This window comes from Legionella sp. MW5194 (assembly GCF_016864235.1).
Classification (GTDB): Bacteria; Pseudomonadota; Gammaproteobacteria; order Legionellales; family Legionellaceae; genus Legionella_C.
The window spans coordinates 769,406-790,532 of record NZ_CP045732.1; the positions used below are offsets into that span (position 1 = coordinate 769,406).

The window sequence follows — 21,127 nt, forward strand, 5'->3', positions numbered from 1 at the left end:
AAGCCATTCTGCTTTTCTTAGTATAGCTATTTTCCAAGTGGATGAATAATTGTCCGTTTATTTCGTTTACACGCTGCTATTTCATGGCTTGAATGAGATAAATAATGCCATTGTGGTCATCTGACAGGTAAAGCTCCCCTGTTTTACCTTCCACCACATGGACTGGCCTGCCCATGACTTTTCCATCCTTTAAAAAGCCGGTTATGAAATCTTCTACGCTGATGTGTCCTTCTTTCAGGGTAAGCATCACCACTTTATAACCGACTTTCATCGAGCTGTTCCAGGAGCCATGCAAGGCGACTAAGGCTTTGCCGTACCAGGGTGATTGCCGGTTTTTAATGAAAGTCAGGCCTAAAGGCGCCTGGTGTGCGCTCAATTCAAACACCGGGGGGAGGGACTGTTTAATCTGTTGCTCATGCCCCTTACCGTAATCCGGATCGGGCACGCGGTTGCCGTTGGCATAGGGCCAGCCATAAAATTGATTTTCTAAAATGACATTAAGTTCTTCGGGGGGAAAATGATCGCCTAATAAATCGCGCCCATTTTCGGTGGCATACAGTTTGCCATCCTCAGGTGACCAGTCAAAACCCACGGAATTACGCAGACCGCGCGCATAAATGCTCAGTTGCGGCTCGCCGGGCTTAAAACGGCTGATGGTGGCGCGCAGCGGATTTTTTTCGAGGCAGGCATTGCAGGAGGAACCGATCGAGACATACGCGTACCCATCAGGTCCAAATCGAATCGTGCGCGTCCAGTGGCCGCTGCCGGAAGGTAAGCCGGTAATGAGTCGCTTATATCTCCCAACGGTAGTTGCATTGCCTTCCTGAAAGGCAATGCGTCCAATGGCGTTTTCTTCAGCCACGTACAGGTAACCGTCCCGGACATCCATGCTGTGGGGTTTTTGCAGGCCTTCAATCAAAACCCGCCGCTGTTGTGGATGTTGATAAGGGATTAGAAGCACACGGCCTTTAAAGGGTTCGCTAACCAGTAAATCGCCGGTGCTGGTGACGTGCATAAAACGTGGATTCTCTAGGTGTTTAACGTAGGGCTTAATCGCAATCTGGGCTTTTGAGTCAAGCGCTTCAGGGCTTGCTTTTAAAAAAGAAAGGGAGCTGCCAACCAGTTCTCCCGGGGCAATGTTAAATCCCAGCAGTGGCAGACTTAAATAAGTCAAGCCGCAAAGGCTGAGCGCCACCAGTGAAACAACCAGCAGTTTTTTCATGAATGCCCTCTTGATTATAACCCGGAGCAGTTAAATCCTTATCCTTTAGAGGAGCGTGGATCGTGCCCGTGGCTGTCTTTAACGGCTATTTGCCCGTTTTTGTTATGAATCACCAGTTCAGACTGGGCGCTTCGGCTCATGATTCTTGCCTGATTTACCGCTTCTTTTTTAGTTGAATAATGGCCAAGGCTTGCCTGAACATTGGTTTTTTTTATATCCCAACCGCCTTTGGTATTGGGTACGACATGGTGCTCGTTTCTCATGAGAGTCTCCCTGCTTATTCATGAATTGACTTTTCATGAACAGTATAGCCAAGCACTTTAAAAAGGAATGATCGCAGGGATGATGATCATTAATTTTAACCAAAGTGACTCTTTATAATTCAGCTATACTTTTTTAAGGATCATTGAATTCGAAGAATCAGGGATGAACCAGAATTCAAGCACATATTCGACCTTTGCCGTCTCGTTGTTAAAAAATTCACGGCTGAATCGAGGCGTTCTCAATGCCATCTTCATTCTGTCAGTCGCTGTTTTGTTGTTTATCAGCATTACGTCCTACAGGCAGGTTAATAACTTAATCACTGACAGTCAATGGGTTAATCATACCCACCGAGTCATTCAAAGCGTGGAGTCCACCCTGTACGGCATGGTGGATGCGGAATCGCGCCAGAGGGCTTATTTGTTAACCGGAGCATCCCAGCTTTTAGCCGACATCGATGTCATCAAAACGACACTGACTGCCGAATTAAACAAACTGGACAGGTTGACTAAGGATAACGCGGAGCAAAATCAGCGGGTGAAGCAGTATATCCATTTGATTGATGAGCGATTGACTCTTTTGAATCAGGTCATGCAGCTCAAAACCGGGGAAGGCATGACCACGCCATTTGCCGTTAGTCTGATGAATCAAAGCCAGGATTTTTCCAACCGCGTAAAAAGCATGGGCCAGGAAATCAAGGCGGTGGAATCAATTTTGCTGCGGGAAAGAAATGCCACCGTTCTGGAAAATGCCAATATCACCAGTTTCATTCTTATTTGCGGCAGTCTATTGAGCATGTTGTCTTTAATTGTGGCTTTCATTCTGGCTAATATTGAGCTTCTGACGCGCAAGCAAACGGAAGACCACAATCACCACATTCGCCTGCGCCTGAAAAAAATCATTGAAAGCGCGAGCGACATGATTGCTGCCTATGACAAAGAGGAGCGTTTGATTATATTTAATGAAGCCTATCAACGTGAGTTTAAACGTCTTTTTGATAAACCCTTAACCCTGCACATGTCGCTCGAGGAGGCGTTGAGTGACGTCCCTGAACAAAAATCGGTTATGGCTGAACAGTGGAAGCAATCACTCCATGGCAATGAAGGCCTGACTAATGCGGAATTTATGAATGGCGCTGAGAAAAACATTTATGAAATGAGTTCCAGTTTAATTCAGGACGAGGATAATGAAATTAATGGGGTGGTGCACAGCATCCGAAACATCACCAAACGGGTGCAGGAACACACGGAATTGCAGCGCTCGTATGAACAATTAGCCGCAGGAATGAAGGAATTGCAGGATAAGAACCAGCAGATTACCCTGCTGGTGGAAATGAGCGACATCATGCTTGCCTGCAATACCGAGGAAGAATTAAGCGTGGTAATGGCCAAATACGCCGAGCGCCTGCTGACTTTTTCAGGCGGTTATCTTTTCATCATGCATCCGTCAAAAAACTATCTGGAGAAAGCCTGCAACTGGGGAAATCCTGCCACGCATGAAGTGACGTTTACGCCTGATCAATGCTGGGCAATCCGTTTGGGACGTATCCATCAGGGCAGTTCATCCCTGCATGATTTGATGTGTACCCACATTAAGGCTGTCGACAACCCTTCCCGCGTGCTCTGTGTGCCGCTGATGGCACAAAATGACATTTACGGGTTGCTGTACATGGAGGTATCACCTGGTATTGCGCCGCTGGCGGATGAAAACCAAAGGCTGTTGATTACGGCGTTCGCGGAACTGACTGCACTTGCTTTGGCGAATGTTCGTTTAAGGGAAAATTTACGCTATCAATCCATTCGCGACCCGCTTACCGGTTTGTACAATCGCCGGTACCTTGAAGACTTTTTATTCAAACAGCTGCACCAGGCTGAACGCAGTAAATCGTCGTTTGCCGTGTTGATGCTTGATCTTGATCACTTTAAAAAAATCAATGACACCTACGGTCATGATGCCGGCGATTCGGTCTTAAAAGAACTGGGTCAAATTTTATACGAAGACATTCGTTTGGGCGATGTTGCCGCACGCTTTGGAGGGGAGGAATTCATTGTCATGCTGTATGACATTGACGAGGAAGCGGCGCTTGAGCGTGCCGAAGCGCTGCGTAATCATGTGGCTACGGTAAGACCTAAATACGGTGCGCAGCAGGTTGGACATATTACGGTATCTATTGGCGTGGCCATGTACCCTGACAATGGGAAAACCCCGCCGCAATTGATTGAAGCAGCCGATAAGGCGTTATACCTGGCAAAAAGCCGCGGTAGAAACCGGGTAGTGATGTATTCCGACAGAGAGGACGAGAAGGCAGGGCCTACTCAGAAAAGCCAGGCTTGACGTTAATAATCATTTATTTTTAATGACAAACTCTGAATGAGGAATGGCGATTTCGATTTTAACATGGTGTGCGCCGGCACGACCAGGAGTGAAAAATCGATAATAATTGACAGCTCCGGTATTTGATACGATTGATTGATTCGCCAGCATTGGGAAGTACCGCAGGGTCCGGAGGCAGTGATGCGGGCACTGGTAAGGGGTTTGGGATGAAGAATGAGCTTTTTAACTTTAATGAGTTCAAGCCTGTCCCTGAAAAAATGGTTCATTGGCCACCAGGCGGCAGGGTAGTAATTTTGTTTCACCTTGTCAATGTCTGCGGGGGTGTCGCCATAACTGGCAGACAGAGTATCCATCAGGGTTTGCTGTACCCAGGCCGTGACATTGTGAGGACCTGTTTTGGCGTGGGCGCAAAAAAGGAGGAACAGCACAATAAAGGCCATTAATTTGTGGTTCACAATTCAAATCCTTTTGTTTTGTGATAATTACAAGAATAGCCTATTTTGCACAAGGTGGGTTATGCCGTGCGAGGCCAGCCCCAAGGATCAGGAGAAGGTATGCAGCCTTATGTGATTAAAACGCAAAAGTTAGGGTTACGTCCTATCCGGGAAGAAGATGTGAAGTACCTGGAAGAAATTGACAAAGATCCGGTGGTTAAGGAATATTTTCCTGAAGGAACGTTAAGCCGGCGTGAAATCAGGGAATTTATTCAGGAAAGCCTTGAAAATCATGAAACTAAAAATTTGCCCTGCTTCGTGATTTTTCGTTTAAAGGACAGGCGTTTCGTAGGCGAAGCTTATTTTGACCAGTTAGAAAGCGGTGAAATTAAGGTTGGTTACCTGTTCCATCGTCAATTCTGGAATCGCGGTTATGCCACCGAGGTGTTAAGGGCGCTGCTCAACTGGGCGAAAAAAAACATCAAGGCGGATTACATTATTGCCTATGCGGATAAAGAGAACGTGGCCTCATTCCGCGTCATGCAAAAATGCGGCATGCGGTTTTATAAAGAAGCGCATTTTTTAGGCATGGATTGCAAATTTTATCGCATTCGCAACCGCTAACAGGCCGCTTGCCCGCAAAAAAAATGGATGACATTTTTTAAGACATGCTCACAGATGGTCAGCTGATCCAATGTCACAAATTCATTGGGACGGTGCGCCTCGGCAATGTCGCCCGGACCGCAGATAATGGTGGGAATTCCCATGTCCTGAAAGGCGCTGGCTTCGGTCGCATAAGAGACTTTAAGCCGCTCTTTCACGCCGGTAACAGTCCTTAATAAATGGGTAATGGCTGCGTCTTCACGTGCAGTAAAACCGGAAGCGTCAGAGACCTGATCAAAATAAATCGCTGCTTCCTTAAACGTCTTTTGCATCTCGGGCAGCAATTGCTCGTTAATGTGGTTCTCGACCTGGCTTCGGAAATGCTCTAAAGGAAATTCGGGAATGTAGCGAATTTCCAGCATGAATTCACAGAGTCCGGGAATGATGTTGGAGGCATTGCCACCACTGATTAAATTGGTGGACAGGGTGGAGTAGGGGATGTTAAATGCGTCATCGAAAGGCCCTATAGTTTTTAAATGATTAAATAAATCATTAATATAGGTAATCAGACGGCTGGCATACTCAATGGCATTGCAGCCTTCAGTGACCATGGAGGAATGTGCGGCTTTGCCCTGCACCTGACAATGGTAAACACGCCGCGATTTTTCTCCAACAATCGGTTTCATGCCGGAGGGTTCGCCAATGATGCAGCCTTCGGGTTGAAGTTTGATCTTTTTCAGGTGCTCGGCCACAAAATCCACCCCCAGACAGCCGATTTCTTCATCGCAGGTGAATGCGAAATGGACTGGCTTATGCAAAGTGTAGCTTTTGATTTCAGGCACCAGGGACAACATGACGGCTAAAAATCCCTTCATGTCGCAGGCGCCCCGACCGTAAATTCTGCCGTCTTTTTCAACCGCCTGGAAAGGATCCGTTTCCCAGAGTTGGCCGGCCACTGGCACCACATCGGTATGACCGGATAATAACAACCCCCCCTGGCGGTTGCCGTTACTGGCAGGCAGGGTAGCGAGCAGGTTGGCTTTATCATCCGTTGTACCAGGAATAATGGTGGTTTCGATTTGATGCGATTCAAACCAGACCGCGATTTCCTGAATGAACCCCAGGTTGCTGTTGCTGGATACGGTATTAAAACCAATAAGTCGGTGGAGCCATTCAAATTTATTCATTTTTGATCAAAGTGGTTGTTTATGAACATAAAAAATGGTATCAAGTGTGTCTACATTATCGGTTTTTCAAGGAATTGTAAAAAAATAATCACCAATCCCGTTAAAGACCCAACCATGAGGTTCGGCCATGCCAGAGATTATATCCACACCCTCAAAAGGGGTGGTTGAAGGTGAAGACAGGGAACATCATTTTGCTTACTTTGAAACCCAGAACAAGCGATCCGACCAGGAAGATGCGCTGGCCTGGCATACCCTCGGTGAAAACCAGTTGCGATCATTAAGTCCTCAACAGATAGGACAACGCCTCTGGACAACCTGCAAGCTGCTCGATGAGTGGGCAAAAGGCCTGTCTGAGGAAGCAGGGACAACCGCCTGCATGACCGTTTTTGATGGCAGGGACAGTGTGATTACTGCGTCCATTGGTGACAGTGTAGCCTTTCTGGTCGCTTATGGAAAAAAAGGCGAAGTCATCAGTGCAACCCGATTAAATGCCACGCTGCATCATCCGGCTTTACAGTCGGAGAAAGAGCGCATTCTTAAAGCCGGCGGCAGTATTGACACCTCCAACCGAATCAATGGTGTTCTCTCGGTTTCCCGCGCCATTGGCGACTACGATACCCTGGGTATTCATGGCAAAAAATTAGCGATTTCCGATGCTGCGGTGGACATCGCCAGTATCAGCCAGCTATTAAACGATGAAGAGGAATCGATCAGTAAACTCCAGCTTATTTCAACCTGTGACGGCTTTACCGATGGCGCGAAAGACAGCAGCATTGAATGCCAGGTGATGTATTTATTAACCTGTCTTGAGCGTCTTGGCAAGCCAGGCTTAAAGACAGAAGCCGAGATTGCGGCATTTCTTGCCGCCTGCGCCGTAGAATCCAAATCAACGGACAATATCTCCATCGCGGTTCAAACGCTGGTTTATGGTTTGCCGGTTCTTCTTGGACTCTATGACGGCCATGGCGGCCATCAAATCGCCCATGATGCGGCAATGTCGGGTGGGGAGATTTTTTTAGAACAATGTGCGCTTTCACAACAAGATTATGAGTTGCAATCGCTAAGTACCGCCAATCACAAAGAACGGTACAAAGAAGACAATGCGAAAGCCATTGACTTTACTGCGAATGGGTCATCTTGTTTTTTGGAAAAATTAGCGGTTGCGGTGAATGAGGCTGCCCTGAATGAAAAAATGAAAACCTTGTCTCTGAAAGAAGAGGTTTTATTGAATAAATCTGCCGCCCTTTCCCCTGGTTTTTTCAGTCATCATTACCCAAGTCAGGATGAAAAAAAGACGGTGATGAATTCAAGTTCTTTCGTCAGTTAAATTAAAAAGAAGTTCTCTTATGATTGCTAATTCCTTAATACGAAATTATGCTTATCCTGATATTCAAAGAATAGTACCAGGCAAGGGAGCGGGTAAGGCATGGAACATTATGTTGTAGTCATCGGTACATCTGCTGGCGGTTTATCTGCTTTAAAGGCCCTTTTAGGTGCTCTTCCCACTGATTTCCCGGCAGCGGTTCTCATCGTCAAGCACATTGCTGCTTCCGCAGAAAACCTGTTGCCCGCCATCCTTGGACGAGCGAGCCAATTACCGGTGGTTGACACGCATCATCGCCAACCAATAGAACCAGGCCACATTTACATCGCTCCTCCCAAGTTTCATATGGTAATTGAGGATGGAAAGATAGCCCTTCATGACGGTCCGAAGGTTAATCATTCCCGTCCGGCCATCGATCCGCTTTTTTATTCCGCAGCGCTTCACTACAAGCAAAAAACCATCGGTGTTCTGTTAAGCGGTCTGCTCGATGATGGCAGTGCAGGGTTTGTGGCAATAAAAAAATGCGGCGGCATAACCATGGTGCAGGACCCGGATGAGGCGGAGTACCCGGATATGCCGGGAAATGCCTTAAAAAATATTCAGATTGATTATTGTCTTAAAGCAAAGGAAATCGCGGTTTTGCTGGCGGATTTGGTAACTGAAAAGATAAAATCAGCACCGGTTGACCCCTCAGAAATCCATTTGCTGGAATTGGAATCATCAATGAATTACAAGCCAGGCAGCGCGATTGACATTGAAAAAATAGGCACGGCATCAGGGTTTATTTGCCCCGAGTGTCAGGGCGCATTATGGAAAATCAATGACACACGTTTTGAACGGTATCGTTGCCGTGTGGAGCATGCCTATAGCAGCGATGGTTTAGTATCAGCTTATGAGCAAAGTACCGAAGCGGCATTATGGTCGGCTTTAAGGGCATTGGAAGAGAAAGAAAAGCTGGCTCAAAATATAGCCAGGAAAGCACGGGAAAAGCAGTCAGAAAATGCGTCTTACTTTATAAAAAAAGCAGAGGAAGCTCAAAAGCATGCAGCGGCTATCCGCAGTTTATTAAGCAACAGAAACAGTTAAAATAGAGTGCTGTTTTTTGCGATTTACAGTAGGATATGACGTTTAAAAATCCTGGATAATCGTTTTGCATGCCAAAAAATAAAAACAAACCGGACAATAACCATCATCTAAATGCCATGTCAAATGAGAAAAAAACACCCGGCGAGGATTTGTTTGTTGTGACGATTGGCGCCTCTGCCGGAGGGCTTGAAACGTTAAAAACGTTTTTTTCCGCTGTGTCTATCCAGGCTAATATGGCTTTTGTGGTCATTACGCACTTAAGTCCCGCGCACACCAGCATGTTGCCTGAGCTTTTACAAAATTGCACTTCCTTAACCGTGTTGCCAATCAGCAACGACCAGAAAGTACAGGCCAATCACGTGTATGTGCTTCCGCCAGGTAAGAATGCCATTATCCAGCGAGGTATATTAAAACTCGTCGATCCGGAGACTTCCCAGGATTTAAAAATGCCCATTGATTATTTTCTTCGCTCCTTGGCAGTCGATAAAAAAAGCAAGGGAATTTGTGTCATTTTATCCGGCACAGGCAATGATGGTACGGCTGGACTCAGGGCATTAAGGGAGCAGGGGGGGATTGATTATTGTGCAGACCGCAGCGTCTGCACGCTACGACGGCATGCCTAAGAGTGCGATTAATACCGGCGTTGTTGATTATATCCTCCTGCCGGAAAAAATTTACCCTTTTTTACTGGATTACATTGCCCATTTTAATGATAAAAGCATTGTGTTGGCTGACAGTGTGGCTAAGGAAATCCATCAGATTCTGGTGCTGTTGAATAACCAGACTGGTCATGATTTTTCCCTCTACAAACCCAATACCATTTTTCGCCGCATTCAAAAGCGCTTGAATATCTTACAGATTGATGACTTGTCGTTTTACATTAAGTACCTCTATCAGAATCCCGGTGAGTTGGAAATTCTTTTTAGGGAATTATTGATTAATGTCACCAATTTTTTTCGCGATGCCGAAGCATTTGAAGTGCTTAAAGAAATCATGATTAAAAAAATGAGGGATGACAAACCTAAAGATTATGGGCTACGGGTGTGGGTTCCTGGATGCTCCACCGGAGAGGAAGCTTATTCCATTGCTATTCTGTTACAGGAATGCATGGATAGTTTGAAGCAGCGCTTTAATGTGCAGATTTTTGGTACAGACATTGATGAGGATGCCATTGAAATCGCCCGCGCCGGGGTTTTTCCAGCCACCATTAGCTCCGAGGTTTCCAAGGAACGACTGATGCGCTTTTTCGTTAAAGAAGGCGAGTCTTACAAGATCAATATCGACATACGCAAGATGATTATTTTTGCGACACAAAACTTAATTAAAGATCCTCCATTCACCAAACTGGATCTTTTAAGTTGTCGAAATTTATTAATTTATTTAACATCGCAACTGCAAAGAAGAATTCTGCCATTATTTCATTATAGTTTGAAGCCAAATGGACTATTGTTTTTGGGGACGTCTGAGACCATTGGTGGCGCCGGGGATTTATTCACTATTTTAGACAGGCGATGGAAAATTTTTGAACGGAAAGGCGGTGTCACATCGTTTCAGGCAGTGATTGACCTGCCTTCGAGCACACCCCTATCTGAATGTTCAAGTATGAAAGCTACGGAAAAAATTATGTATGAAAATGAACCCAATCTGAGATTGATTATTGAGCAATTGCTGCTTAAAAAGCACACCCCACCCTGCGTGGTTATCGATGACCAGGGAAGTATTGTTTATGTCTATGGCCGGACAAGCCGCTTTCTCGAATTCGCAGCCGGCGAAGCAAGGTTTCATTTTTTGGAGATGGTTCGTCCTGAGCTTAAAGCCAAAGTATCTCTGGCCATACGCAATGCGACGATGCAGCAAAAGGAAATTATTCTGAGTGGTCTGCAATTTAAAGAAGACGGGGAAATCAAACACATCAACCTGAAAGTCAGGCCTGTCTTTGAAGCGCAGGTGTTGCATAAAAAATTGCTGCTGATTGTGTTTGAAGAAATGGCTGTTTTTGGCCAAAGCCATGAGAAGGGACGGCGCTTGGAAACCAAGGATGAACTGGAAAAAAAGATTACTCAACTGGATCAAGAATTGAAATACACCAAGGAAAGTCTGCAGACGACAATTGAAGAGTTGGAAACATCCAATGAGGAATTGAAATCCAGCAATGAGGAACTGCAGAGTACGAATGAAGAACTGCAGAGTACGAATGAAGAAATTGAAACCTCAAAGGAGGAGTTGCAGTCGCTAAATGAAGAATTGACAACGGTCAATGCCGAACTCGAAAGCCGCATTGAGCAATTATCAAGCGCCAATGACGACATTAAAAACCTGCTTGACAATACCGAAATCGCCACGGTCTTTTTAGACAAGGATCTGTGCATCAAGCGGTTTACTCCCAAAGCCACTGAAATTATTAATTTGATTTCATCGGACGTGGGAAGACCTATCAGCCACATCGTTTCCAATCTTTATTATGATACCCTGATTGATGATGCACGGGAGGTGTTGCAGACCCTGGAACCCATCATCCGGGAGGTGATTGATAAAAGCGAACACTGGTATGTTGTACGCATTATCCCCTACCGCACGGTGACCAATGTGATTGATGGGGTAGTCATTACGTTTCTAAATATTCATGCTCAAAAAAGAGCTGAAAACAATTCCGTTGAATTGCAAAAAGAATTGCAAAAATACAATGAAATTAACAAAGTCCTGTTAAATAACCTGACACAGGCTGCGGTGCTGGTGAACTTTGACGATAAAATCGTTTTTGCTAATAAGCGGTTTGAACAGTTAGTGGGTTTGGAACTGAAAGAGCTTCTTGGCCGTATTTTATATAAATTAAAACTGAATTGGGACGCAAATAAATTGCAACAGGTATTAAATGACGCACAGACGTCCATGGAGTCTGTCCACAGCAATACCGTGGACATGGCCAATAACGCCATGGCATTGATGACTTACAAATACCCTGAAAACATGATGCTTATTTGTTTTTCTCAAACATGACGTTGATGTGCACAGTTTGACGACTGACTCAATGAATTACTCTAGATGTTAGGAATGTTGTTATGTCAGTTAATTCTTGCGAAGAAGAGAAGATTAAGGAACTGAATTTAAGACTGACTCTCTACGAAAATAGAATACAAAGGCAATCTCAACAACTTCGCTTGTTGTCGTCTGAATTGCAGGAAGTGAAACGCTGGCATAAAGAAATTCAAACCTTTAATCCCTGCGGGTACGTTGTGTTTGATGCTTCCTTTGTGATTCATCATGTGAATGTGCAAACCGCGTTACTGATCGGCAGAAAGACGAGTTGCCTGGTAGGAAGGTCATTTCTGAATTTTTTAAGCCAGAGCTCAGCTGCTAAACTGGTGAAGTGTGTTGCTCTTTTTTTAGAGGAAAAATACAGTCACAAATACGAAATGGAATTGTTGTCAGCACGAGACAACATCAAGTATGTGCAGTTACAGTTTTTTCTTTGCCGTAAGCAGCTCATCCATTGTTATTTATTTGATTTAACTCAGGAAAAATTAGATGCATCAAAGCTCCTGGAGTTAGAAAAATCGTTTAATTCCCTCAATAATATTTTCCAGAACATCAGCAGCGCGATTGCCCTTCTCGATGAGGACCTTAATCTGCGAATGCTTAACCAGCCATTTGTGCTGGCGTTTTCGAGAATTTTTTCCTGTAAAGTGAAGGCAAATGATAATCTGCTAAGAATTTTAGCTGACTTTCCTGAACTAAAAAGCAAGATCATGACAGCTTACAGCCAGGCAGTTCGTGGTCACAGGAACTTTATCCGCGTTGAGAATAAAATTCCTAAAGTGGATGCCTATTACTGCTATGAGTTGCATTTTTTTCTTCCGGATAAGGTAATACGGAAAAATGAAATTATCCTTAAAATAAAAGACTTAAGCCAGACAAAACTAAAAGATTATCAAGATGGAAAACAACGTGCTGAAATTGAACGCGTGAGCCGTTCCAACATCATGGGTGAGTTAACATCGGCCCTTGCCCATGAGATTAACCAGCCCTTGACAGCGATCAGGGCTTATACGCGAAGTTGCTTAAAAAAGATCAGAGACAGTACAATTGAACATCCCCTTGAGTTCCCACTAAAGCAAATTGAGCGGCAGGCAGAGCATGCCGGAGAGGTCATTCATAAAATGAGAAATTTTAACGAAGGGACGCTCTATCTTGAACAAGCCAATATCAATTACCTAATCCGCAAAACCATCGGCTTCCTATATCATGATTTAGCCAGGTTAAAATTTAATTTTAATTTTTTTACCAATATACCCAGCACCATGGTGGATCGGGTTAAAATCATGCAGGTGATTTTAAACCTTGGGCGTAACAGCATTGAAGCATTGAGCGGCGCGGCTGTGGAAAACCCTGAAATCAAGCTCTCTACGCAATTAAGCAATGATCACATCGTGGTGTATTTCCAGGACAATGGCCCGGGTATTCCTGCCGAAATCCAGGATAAAATTCTTCATTCCTACTTCACCACCAAACCCCAAGGCACAGGACTTGGGCTGTCCATTTGCCGGACTATTATCATGGCCCACGGCGGGGTTTTATCGGTACACAAAGTCGCACAGGGTGCGTGTTTTGTATTCACCTTGCCTGTGACGCAAATCATCAAAAAATAGATTCCAAATAAAGCGCTGATATGATTCAATATGGCAAATAAATCGCCATTCTTCTTGCTATGAAATACAATCGGACGCTCAAAAATCGCGGTGCGATAAGCAATCCTGAAGGCCGTTTTGAAAAAACAGCATCTGAGCGGTTTGATGATGGTTGGGATCGTGAAGAGGAGAACTTGCCGCCGCTTGAAACCCTGTTGCTGCCTGAGACATCCAAAAGCATCATTACCCGTAATGATTCACCGGACCTGGGGTTTAATCAATCCATAAATCCCTATCGCGGCTGTGAACACGGCTGCATTTACTGTTATGCCCGTCCCAGCCATGCGTACATGAACCTTTCGCCAGGAATCGATTTTGAAACCAAAATCTTCTATAAAAAAGACGCAGCGACAGTGCTTGGAAAAACCCTCAATGCACCGCGTTACCGCTGCGAAACCCTGGTTTTAGGCGCCAATACGGACCCTTATCAGCCGGCGGAATCAAAATTAAATATCACCCGCCGCATTCTTGAAGTGTTGCTTGAGCACCGTCATCCCGTAGCGATTATTACCAAAAATGCCATGATCGAACGCGATTTGGATCTTTTATCGGAAATGGCGCGATTTAATCTCGTGAAAGTCGCTGTCAGCGTTACTTCCTTATCCCCGCAATTAAAACACATCATGGAACCGCGTACGTCAGCCCCGGCGGGACGATTGCGTGCAATTCGCCAATTGACCGAGAACGGGATTCCTGTGCGAGCCATGGTGGCTCCAGTCATTCCCATGATCAATGACATGGAACTGGAACAGATCCTCAAAGCGGTAAAAGACGCGGGCGCCCGTTATGCCAGCTATGTGCTCGTGCGTCTTCCCTATGAAGTGAAAACCCTGTTTCGTGAATGGTTGTCGGAACACTTTCCCGACAGGGCAGAACACGTGATGAGTCTGATTAACCAGATGCGCGGCGGCAAAGATTACGATGCCACGTTTGGCAAACGCATGCGCGGGGAGGGGGAGTATGCCAATTTACTTGAAACCCGTTTTCGTCTGGCTTGCAAACGTTATCAGTTAAATGCGGAACCTGCCGCGGAATTGGCTCTGCATCACTTTAGAAAACGGCCTGAAAAGGAAGACCCGCAACAATTGAGTTTATGGGATGAGCATTGGGAGAAGGAATAACATTCATTTTTATTCCGTAATTTCATAAGATAAGGAATCAATCATGACAAGGAAAGGAAGATGGCTCAGCAACCTAAACGCAGGAAGAAGAAAGGCAACACCGATTTTGCTACCTTTGCAGAAAAAGTATCCGTGGCAGTGGGTACCTCCTGGTGCTTTTTACTGGCGTTAAGCTTCGTGTTGCTCTGGGTGGTGACAGGCCCTCTGTTTCATTTTTCCGAAGGATGGCAATTAGTCATCAATACCGGTACAACCATTGTGACTTTCCTGATGGTTTTTTTAATTCAGAACACCCAGAACCGCGAAACCAAAATAATCAATTTGAAGCTCGATGAGTTAATCAAATCCCATAAGGGAGCCAGCAATACCTCGATTGATCTGAATAAACTCAGTGATGAGGAATTAAAGTCACTCGAAAAACATTACCACACGTTGTGCAATAAACGAACCGGGCAATGATGGCAAAAGCCTGATGTATCAGGCTTTTTGCATTGGAGAGACTTTATTGCTTCAGTCCTGGGACGGGCAGGTTGGTTGTGGCAATGTTGGCATGTTTTGACGGTTTATGCGAAAAGAAAAGGCTGGAAGAAATAGTCTCGACTGTGTCGTCGTCATCCACATGCGTCGGGGGTGACAGGGTTTTAACCTGAGGATAGATGGCGGAGGATACCGGTTGCACAAAATCAGGCAGCCCCTTGGAAAACAAGTCGAGTCGCTCAAGATTCATGTCCATGATGGCGGCTAAACGGAGAGGGTTTGGCAGGGTAGTGATCGAACCATTGCTTTTCAGCGGTATTTTCAGTTCATACATTTGACCATCATACAGGCGGAGAAATAATTGAATTTTAGCAGGAATAAAATGGGGATGTTTGGTAAATATTTTTTCAATTTCATCGATGTCTTCGCGACTCCCGGTCCATAATTCAAAGACAATCCCCTCATCCGGATTATCCTGTGCTGCTTTGTAGAGTTGTGCAAAAAGCAGGGGGATGATGGAATGCCCTGCTTTTCCGTCGGCGGGATGCGGGATACTCCTGTTGTCAATCAGGCTTTTGATGGTGCGATGAAACGATTCTCCAGACGGACGTTCCTTGAGGATATCCTCCATTAACAAAGGGTCTGGCTTAGCCTTTAAGGCCTTGCTGATTGCCAGCGCTGCGGGGCAATGGCTGGGGTTAAAATCACCTTGGGTCGAGCCAATGAAGACGTTCGTTTGCGTAAAAGCCTTGCCTTCCTTTTTTAATTGTTTAAGAAGCACGTCATTGGCGGATTGAACCGCTTTGCCGATGCCTTGTTTGGAAACACGCTCTAAAAACCTCGCATTAAATAAACAGCCATTAAAAGCGAAAGATAAATACCGTATCGTCATTTTTGCACCTTAAAAGTTAACATCAAATTAGACTGGATTTTGATCGTGAGAATAGGGCGGGCGCAGTCACATTGATTTGCAATGACTGGCATTAAAGTCTTAAAAACCGGATAACTTAAAATCTCTCAATACAATCCAGCGTGATAAGAAATTTTTAATCAGTTACCCGCCCTCCGTTCGTTGACGCCCTTAAGGGATTTGTTAACGACTCGTTAATTGTTGTGGAATAGATTACCTGATTTAGATTAAGAAATTATTAATTTGTAAAAAAAATGTTAATTTCAACGGCGAGCATGACGCGCTTCGATAAGTTACCGTCGAGGTGTTCTCTACCCTTGTTAATTTGAAGCGCTAAGAAACCGTGTACCCTTAAATCATACCGTCCGATCGCCCTATTCAATTGGCTCCCCAAACCCTGTTTTCAGGATGGATTGGATTAAGTCAAACGTAATTTAATACTGGTCTTTGCGGCATAGGTACAAAGTGGCATCGTCTTCACTCTCAAAAGAGCCCTTCGCTGCAATTTGCTTGTCTCAGTAGCAGCTGTAAAATCAAATTTTTTCATAGTGTATTCTCTTAAGGGTATTTATCTTGGGATTTCTGCCCGTGGTCAGGATGATGGATGTGCTAACCAGAGAAAGGATAGAGGAGTATAAATTAAGCGATAAGGCGCGCCAAGGCATTGATTGGAAAACAGAATTTTATTCCTGGAGTTGTCCAGATGTTAAACCGCGCAGTGATACCCCACCGGAGTTTCGGCCAATTTCCTGCTGGCGCGAACCGATATGTCATGACAGCGTGATAAGGCGTTTAGGCCGGCGTTGAACAAATCTCTCGTTTGTTTGCTTGGATTAACGCCATATAGAATATAATCATATAAGACAATAATAAGGTAACCAGGGCAAGAGGCCGTGGTTGGAAAATACAACGGCTCCCTCAAGCCACTCACGATCCTGTCAAATCACCTTTAAATCAGGGTCAGGTTATGAAAAAATTAGTTTTCCCGGGGTAATAAGAAATGGTCTTTAACTCAGCGGCCGAGACAGGGGCACTGGGCTTCTGACAGCAGGGCACTCAACGCAAGGACGAGTCAATGGACAAGGAATTTCTGGAAAACATCACCTTTGAGGAGCTCATGCCTGGCCAGCAGGCCAGTTTGAGCAAAACGCTGAGTCCGAATGACATCGCCCTGTTTGCGGTGATGTCCGGAGATGTCAACCCGGCTCATCTCGATGCTGATTTTGCCAAAAGCGACATGTTTCGCGGCATCGTCGGCCACGGCATGTGGTCTGGTTCGCTCATTTCCGCGTTGCTTGGCACGGTCTTGCCGGGGCCGGGGACCATTTACCTTGAGCAGGATATCCAGTTTCGAAAGCCAGTCCGCTTAGGCGACACCGTCACCATTACCCTTACAGTACGTGATAAATTCCCCGCGAAATCCATTGTGACGCTGGATTGCCGAGGGGTAAATCAACGCGGGGAAACGGTGATTGAAGGATTGGCCACCGTGCTTGCACCGACGAAAAAAATCCGCGTGGCCAAAGCGGATTTGCCGCATGTTGAAATTCATAACCATGACCGCTTTCAGGCCATTATCCAGTCCTGTCAGACGATGAAGGCTATCCGCACAGCGGTGGTTCACCCTGTCAAGGACACGGTGCTTGCGGCGGTAGCGGATGCCGTGAAAGCCGCCCTGATTACCCCGGTGCTCATCGGACCCAGGGTTAAAATTCAGGAGGCCGCCAGACTGGCGGGTATTGATATCAGTCAATGGGAGTTGATTGACACACCGCACAGTGACGCTGCCGCGGGCAGAGCGGTGGAACTGGCGGCGGCGGGAAATGCCGATGCCATCATGAAAGGGTCGTTGAGTACGCACGAGTTATTAACCGCCGTTGTCCCGGCCAGCGCCAACCTGCGAACCAAATACCGCATCAGTCATGCCTATGTCATGGATGTTCCCTCCTACCATAAACCGCTCATTATCACCGATGCGGCGATCAATATCGCACCCACTGCGCTCGAGAAGGCGGACATCTGTCAAAATGCAATTCGTCTTTGGCGGGTTTTATTTGGCGAGGCGGAAAAGCCCAAAGTGGCCATTTTAGCCGCCATCGAATCGGTTAATCCGATTATGCAGGCGACCGTGGATGCGGCCATCCTGTGCAAAATGGCGGATCGCGGCCAAATCATGGATGGCATTCTCGATGGGCCGCTGGCCTTTGATAATGCCATCAACAGGCAAGCCGCCGAAGAAAAGGGCATCGTTTCGCTGGTGGCGGGGGATGCGGATATTCTGCTTGCTCCCGACATTGACTCGGGAAACATTCTGGCCAAACAGTTGACCTTTTTAGGCAATGCCGATGCGGGCGGTATTGTTTTGGGGGCGCGTGTTCCCATTATTTTAACCAGCCGTGCCGACTCCCTGCGCACCCGGCTTTTATCCTGCGCGTTGGCGGTTAAAATGGCCGCTGCTCGCAAAGCGGGGAAAATTAAATGAGCGACTCGATTTTAGTGATTAATACCGGGTCTTCGAGCATTAAATTTCAGGTATTCAGCCGCAGGCCCGTGTTAAAATGCCTGCTCAAGGGCAAGATTGTTGATTTAGGCTTAAACCCTTCCCTTATGGCCATGGATGGTACAAATCAGACACAGACTCTTGCCCTTCCGGCCGAGTGCAATCACGAAGAGGCCCTGCATTTTCTCTTCCGTTGGTTTCAGGAGCAGAATCAGGCCGGGCCGATTAACACGGTGACGCATCGCATCGTCCATGGCGGTGAACGCTACACATCGAGTGTGGTGATCACACCAGAAGTGATGGCTTATTTGCGGCAATTATGTCCTTTAGCCCCCTTGCACCAGCCGCACAACCTGATGGCGGTTGATATTTTCAGCGTCATTAAGCCGGAATTAGTGCAAATCGCCTGTTTTGATACCGCTTTTCACGCGGGGCATGATCCTTTATTGACAGCCTATGCGCTGCCGCAAACCCTTCGTGATCAGGGGATTCGCCGTTATGGTTTTCATGGCCTGTCCTACGAGTGGCTGGCTCACTCATTGCGCCAGAACGAACCGGAGTTGATTAAAAAACGCCTGGTCGCCGCCCATCTGGGGAATGGTGCCAGCCTGTGTGCCATGCACAATGGCTGCAGCGTGGATACCACCATGGGCATGACCGCGCTTGATGGCTTGCCCATGGGTACCCGGTGTGGGAGCCTGGATCCCGGTGCTGTCATTTACATGACCCGCGAGCTTCAACTTTCCCCGGATGAGGCCGAGTCTATCCTTTATCATGAGTCAGGATTGAAGGGCTTATCGCAGTGGACCCAGGATGTTCGTCTGCTGCAGAACAGTGAAGACCCAAAGGCGCAATTTGCACTCGACTTTTTTTGCCTGCGGACTGCGCAGTTTGCCGGCATGATGGCGGTTTCCCTGGGTGGAATCGATGGCCTGGTATTTACCGGGGGTATCGGAGAAAACGCAGACGCCCTACGCGAGCGTATTGTCCATTCCCTTGATTTTTTAAGGCCCTTTGCAGTCCGCGTCATCGAGGCGAATGAAGAACACATGATGGCATTGCACACACTGACAGTGCTTGAAAATCAGAAGGAGAAACGCACATGACCCATTTAAAAGGACTGATTGTCGGCATAGCCAATAAAGACTCCATTGCCTGGGGATGTGCAAAAGTCCTGCATGAGGCAGGCTGTGAACTTGCGGTAACCTATCAGAATGAAAAAACCAAACCCTATATCGAACCCTTGGTTAATGAATTAGCCTGTCCCATAGTCATGCCGCTGGATGTCAGGGAGGAGGAGCAGATGGATGCGTTGTTTCAGCGCATCCAAACGCATTGGGGGCGTCTGGATTTCCTGATCCATGCAATTGCGTTTGCACCTAAAAGCGATTTGCAGGGACGTGTGGTCGATTGTTCCCGTGAAGGATTTATGATCGCCATGGACATTTCCTGCCATTCGTTTATTCGTTTGGCCAGGGCGGCGGAACCCTTGATGAGTCATGGCGGAAGCCTTATCACCATGAGCTATTATGGATCAGAAAAAGTCGTGCAGAATTACAATGTGATGGGACCGGTGAAGGCGGCATTGGAAGCCACGGTGCGCTATCTGGCGACTGAACTTGGCAGTAAAAAAATAAGAGTCAATGCCATTTCGCCAGGACCGGTCAGTACCCGTGCAGCCTCAGGCCTTACTGATTTTGATGAGCTCATGGAAAAAGCCGCGCAGAAAGCCCCGCTGCATCAGCGATTGACCATCGAAGCCATTGGTGAAATGGCGGCTTTTCTCGTTTCCGAAAAAGCACAATCGATTACAGGTCAAATCCTCTATGTGGATGGCGGGTATAATATTCAGGATTAAGCCTGGATTTGGCGCGAGACGCTTATTTTCTGTTCAGCGGTTTGGCTTGACGGAAGAAATGGTTGAACAGGAAATAGAGTATCCCCATGCGGCTTAACGGCATGTTTTTCAGGCTTTTATTTTTAAAAAAGGTAGCCAGAAGGTGGCCAATCAGTTTGGCCTGGAAATAGCGGAATAAAAAACGGTATACCATCGGTCGATTTCTCCATAGACATTCACATCAGTAAGTATAGTTGCTTATGGATGAAATTGTACTAATTTTGTGCTATTTTGAAGAGGATTTCCTGGTTCCTTTGGCTGTTTTACTGGCGTTCTGTTTGTCGGTTTTCCCTTTCCCCTTTTTTTCCATGCTTTGCTTAAGCAGTTCCATGAAATCAATGACATCATCACTGGCTGTTTTCTTCGCTTTTTTAGACGGTTTGGCACTGGTAATGCCCTGCATTTTCTTGTCTATCCAGGCAATGAGCGCGTCGCGGTACTCGTCATGGTATTTTGCAGGCTCCCAGGACGTGCTCATTTCAGAAATCAGGTCCTGAGCCATTTTGATTTCTTTGTCATTGATTTTATAGTCTTTTAAGTCATGAGTCGGAAAATTAAAATCCTCTTCTTCGCGGATTTCCTGTTGAAAGCGAATGATGTATAAAATCAGAGCCTTGTCATGGGGAAGGATAAGACTCAAGTATTCACGGGTTCGAATGATGATTTTGGCTACGCCGACTTTATTGGATTTTTTCAACGCTTCCCGCAATAACACGTAGGCTTTCTTATTCTTGCTTTCCGGGAGAATATAGTAAGGTTTATCGAAAAAAAGATAATCAATGTCCTTTAGATTAACGAATTCCTCGATATCAATGGATTTATAGGCTTCAGGACTTGCTTTTTTGAAGTCCTCTTCGTCCAGGACGATATAACTGTCCTTGTCATATTCATAGGCTTTAACAATCTCATTCCAGGGCACTTCCTTGCCTGTTTCGGAATTGACGCGTTCATAGCGAATGCGGGAATGGTCACGTGAGTCCACCAGGTGAAAGTGAATATCCTGTTTTTCTTCAACTTGCACGAGGCTGACAGGGATGGCAACCAGACCGAAGGAAATGTCGCCTTTCCACACAGGCCTTGGCATGG

At 46.1% G+C, this 21,127-nt stretch carries 19 protein-coding genes; 12 read left to right on the top strand and 7 right to left on the bottom strand.

What is annotated here, in order from left to right; all coding sequences use genetic code 11:
* Positions 1-76 precede the first annotated feature (76 nt).
* Positions 77-1,222, bottom strand: coding sequence for a sorbosone dehydrogenase family protein (locus GH742_RS03650; protein ID WP_203456140.1), 1,146 nt, complete (start codon positions 1,220-1,222; stop codon positions 77-79).
* Positions 1,223-1,260: 38 nt separating this feature from the next.
* A complete protein-coding gene (locus GH742_RS03655) occupies positions 1,261-1,485 on the bottom strand; it encodes a DUF2188 domain-containing protein (protein WP_203456141.1) in 225 nt (74 codons plus the stop codon).
* A 163-nt stretch (positions 1,486-1,648) separates the two neighbouring features.
* Here GH742_RS03655 and GH742_RS03660 point away from each other — a divergent pair, with 163 nt between their 5' ends.
* Positions 1,649-3,817, top strand: a complete 2,169-nt coding sequence (locus GH742_RS03660; RefSeq protein WP_203456142.1) for a diguanylate cyclase — start codon at positions 1,649-1,651, stop codon at positions 3,815-3,817.
* Positions 3,818-3,819: 2 nt separating this feature from the next.
* Here the strand turns inward: GH742_RS03660 and GH742_RS03665 are convergent, their stop codons facing one another.
* Positions 3,820-4,272, bottom strand: a complete 453-nt coding sequence (locus tag GH742_RS03665) for a hypothetical protein (protein ID WP_239005266.1) — start codon at positions 4,270-4,272, stop codon at positions 3,820-3,822.
* 99 nt (positions 4,273-4,371) lie between these two features.
* Here GH742_RS03665 and GH742_RS03670 point away from each other — a divergent pair, with 99 nt between their 5' ends.
* The gene (locus tag GH742_RS03670) at positions 4,372-4,875 is read left to right on the top strand and encodes a GNAT family N-acetyltransferase (protein WP_203456143.1); all 504 of its coding nucleotides are present in this window, start codon (positions 4,372-4,374) and stop codon (positions 4,873-4,875) included.
* Here GH742_RS03670 and argE read toward each other — a convergent pair.
* Entirely contained in the window at positions 4,872-6,041 is a 1,170-nt protein-coding gene (gene argE / locus GH742_RS03675) for an acetylornithine deacetylase (RefSeq protein WP_203456144.1), read from the bottom strand. The genes GH742_RS03670 and argE overlap by 4 nt on opposite strands.
* A 127-nt stretch (positions 6,042-6,168) precedes the next feature.
* On the opposite strand from argE, the gene GH742_RS03680 reads away from it, so the two are divergent.
* The 7 genes from GH742_RS03680 to GH742_RS03705 all read left to right on the top strand — a co-directional run bounded on the left by GH742_RS03680 (position 6,169) and on the right by GH742_RS03705 (position 14,716).
* Complete coding sequence (locus GH742_RS03680) at positions 6,169-7,368, top strand: PP2C family serine/threonine-protein phosphatase (protein ID WP_203456145.1); 1,200 nt, start codon at positions 6,169-6,171, stop codon at positions 7,366-7,368.
* Positions 7,369-7,467: 99 nt separating this feature from the next.
* On the top strand, positions 7,468-8,451 hold the full coding sequence (locus GH742_RS03685; RefSeq protein ID WP_203456146.1) for a chemotaxis protein CheB: 984 nt from the start codon (positions 7,468-7,470) through the stop codon (positions 8,449-8,451).
* Positions 8,452-8,519: 68 nt separating this feature from the next.
* Positions 8,520-9,074, top strand: a complete 555-nt coding sequence (locus GH742_RS15725; protein WP_255536118.1) for a chemotaxis protein CheB — start codon at positions 8,520-8,522, stop codon at positions 9,072-9,074.
* Positions 9,034-11,448: a CheR family methyltransferase gene (locus tag GH742_RS15730; protein WP_255536175.1), complete on the top strand. Its 2,415-nt coding sequence runs from the start codon at positions 9,034-9,036 to the stop codon at positions 11,446-11,448. Before GH742_RS15725 ends, GH742_RS15730 begins: the two co-directional genes overlap by 41 nt.
* Before the next feature lie 62 nt (positions 11,449-11,510).
* Entirely contained in the window at positions 11,511-13,097 is a 1,587-nt protein-coding gene (locus tag GH742_RS03695; protein WP_203456147.1) for an ATP-binding protein, read from the top strand.
* A 59-nt stretch (positions 13,098-13,156) separates the two neighbouring features.
* On the top strand, positions 13,157-14,257 hold the full coding sequence (locus GH742_RS03700; RefSeq protein ID WP_203456148.1) for a PA0069 family radical SAM protein: 1,101 nt from the start codon (positions 13,157-13,159) through the stop codon (positions 14,255-14,257).
* Between the two features lie 60 nt (positions 14,258-14,317).
* Positions 14,318-14,716, top strand: coding sequence for a low affinity iron permease family protein (locus tag GH742_RS03705; protein WP_203456149.1), 399 nt, complete (start codon positions 14,318-14,320; stop codon positions 14,714-14,716).
* Positions 14,717-14,759: 43 nt separating this feature from the next.
* Here GH742_RS03705 and GH742_RS03710 read toward each other — a convergent pair whose 3' ends face one another.
* Positions 14,760-15,626: a hypothetical protein gene (locus tag GH742_RS03710; protein ID WP_203456150.1), complete on the bottom strand. Its 867-nt coding sequence runs from the start codon at positions 15,624-15,626 to the stop codon at positions 14,760-14,762.
* 1,093 nt (positions 15,627-16,719) lie between these two features.
* On the opposite strand from GH742_RS03710, the gene GH742_RS03715 reads away from it, so the two are divergent.
* Genes GH742_RS03715 through fabI form a run of 3 tightly spaced genes read left to right on the top strand, consistent with a single transcriptional unit; the run spans position 16,720 to position 20,002 of the window.
* Positions 16,720-18,126, top strand: a complete 1,407-nt coding sequence (locus GH742_RS03715) for a bifunctional enoyl-CoA hydratase/phosphate acetyltransferase (protein WP_203456151.1) — start codon at positions 16,720-16,722, stop codon at positions 18,124-18,126.
* Positions 18,123-19,250: an acetate/propionate family kinase gene (locus GH742_RS03720; RefSeq protein ID WP_203456152.1), complete on the top strand. Its 1,128-nt coding sequence runs from the start codon at positions 18,123-18,125 to the stop codon at positions 19,248-19,250. Before GH742_RS03715 ends, GH742_RS03720 begins: the two co-directional genes overlap by 4 nt.
* Complete coding sequence (gene fabI / locus GH742_RS03725; protein WP_203456153.1) at positions 19,247-20,002, top strand: enoyl-ACP reductase FabI; 756 nt, start codon at positions 19,247-19,249, stop codon at positions 20,000-20,002. Before GH742_RS03720 ends, fabI begins: the two co-directional genes overlap by 4 nt.
* A 22-nt stretch (positions 20,003-20,024) precedes the next feature.
* Here fabI and GH742_RS03730 read toward each other — a convergent pair whose 3' ends face one another.
* Positions 20,025-20,195 (bottom strand): hypothetical protein, encoded by a 171-nt coding sequence (locus GH742_RS03730; RefSeq protein WP_203456154.1) that lies wholly within the window; start codon positions 20,193-20,195, stop codon positions 20,025-20,027.
* A 72-nt stretch (positions 20,196-20,267) separates the two neighbouring features.
* A complete protein-coding gene (locus GH742_RS03735) occupies positions 20,268-21,125 on the bottom strand; it encodes a Ku protein (protein WP_203456155.1) in 858 nt (285 codons plus the stop codon).
* Between the last annotated feature and the right edge of the window lie 2 nt (positions 21,126-21,127).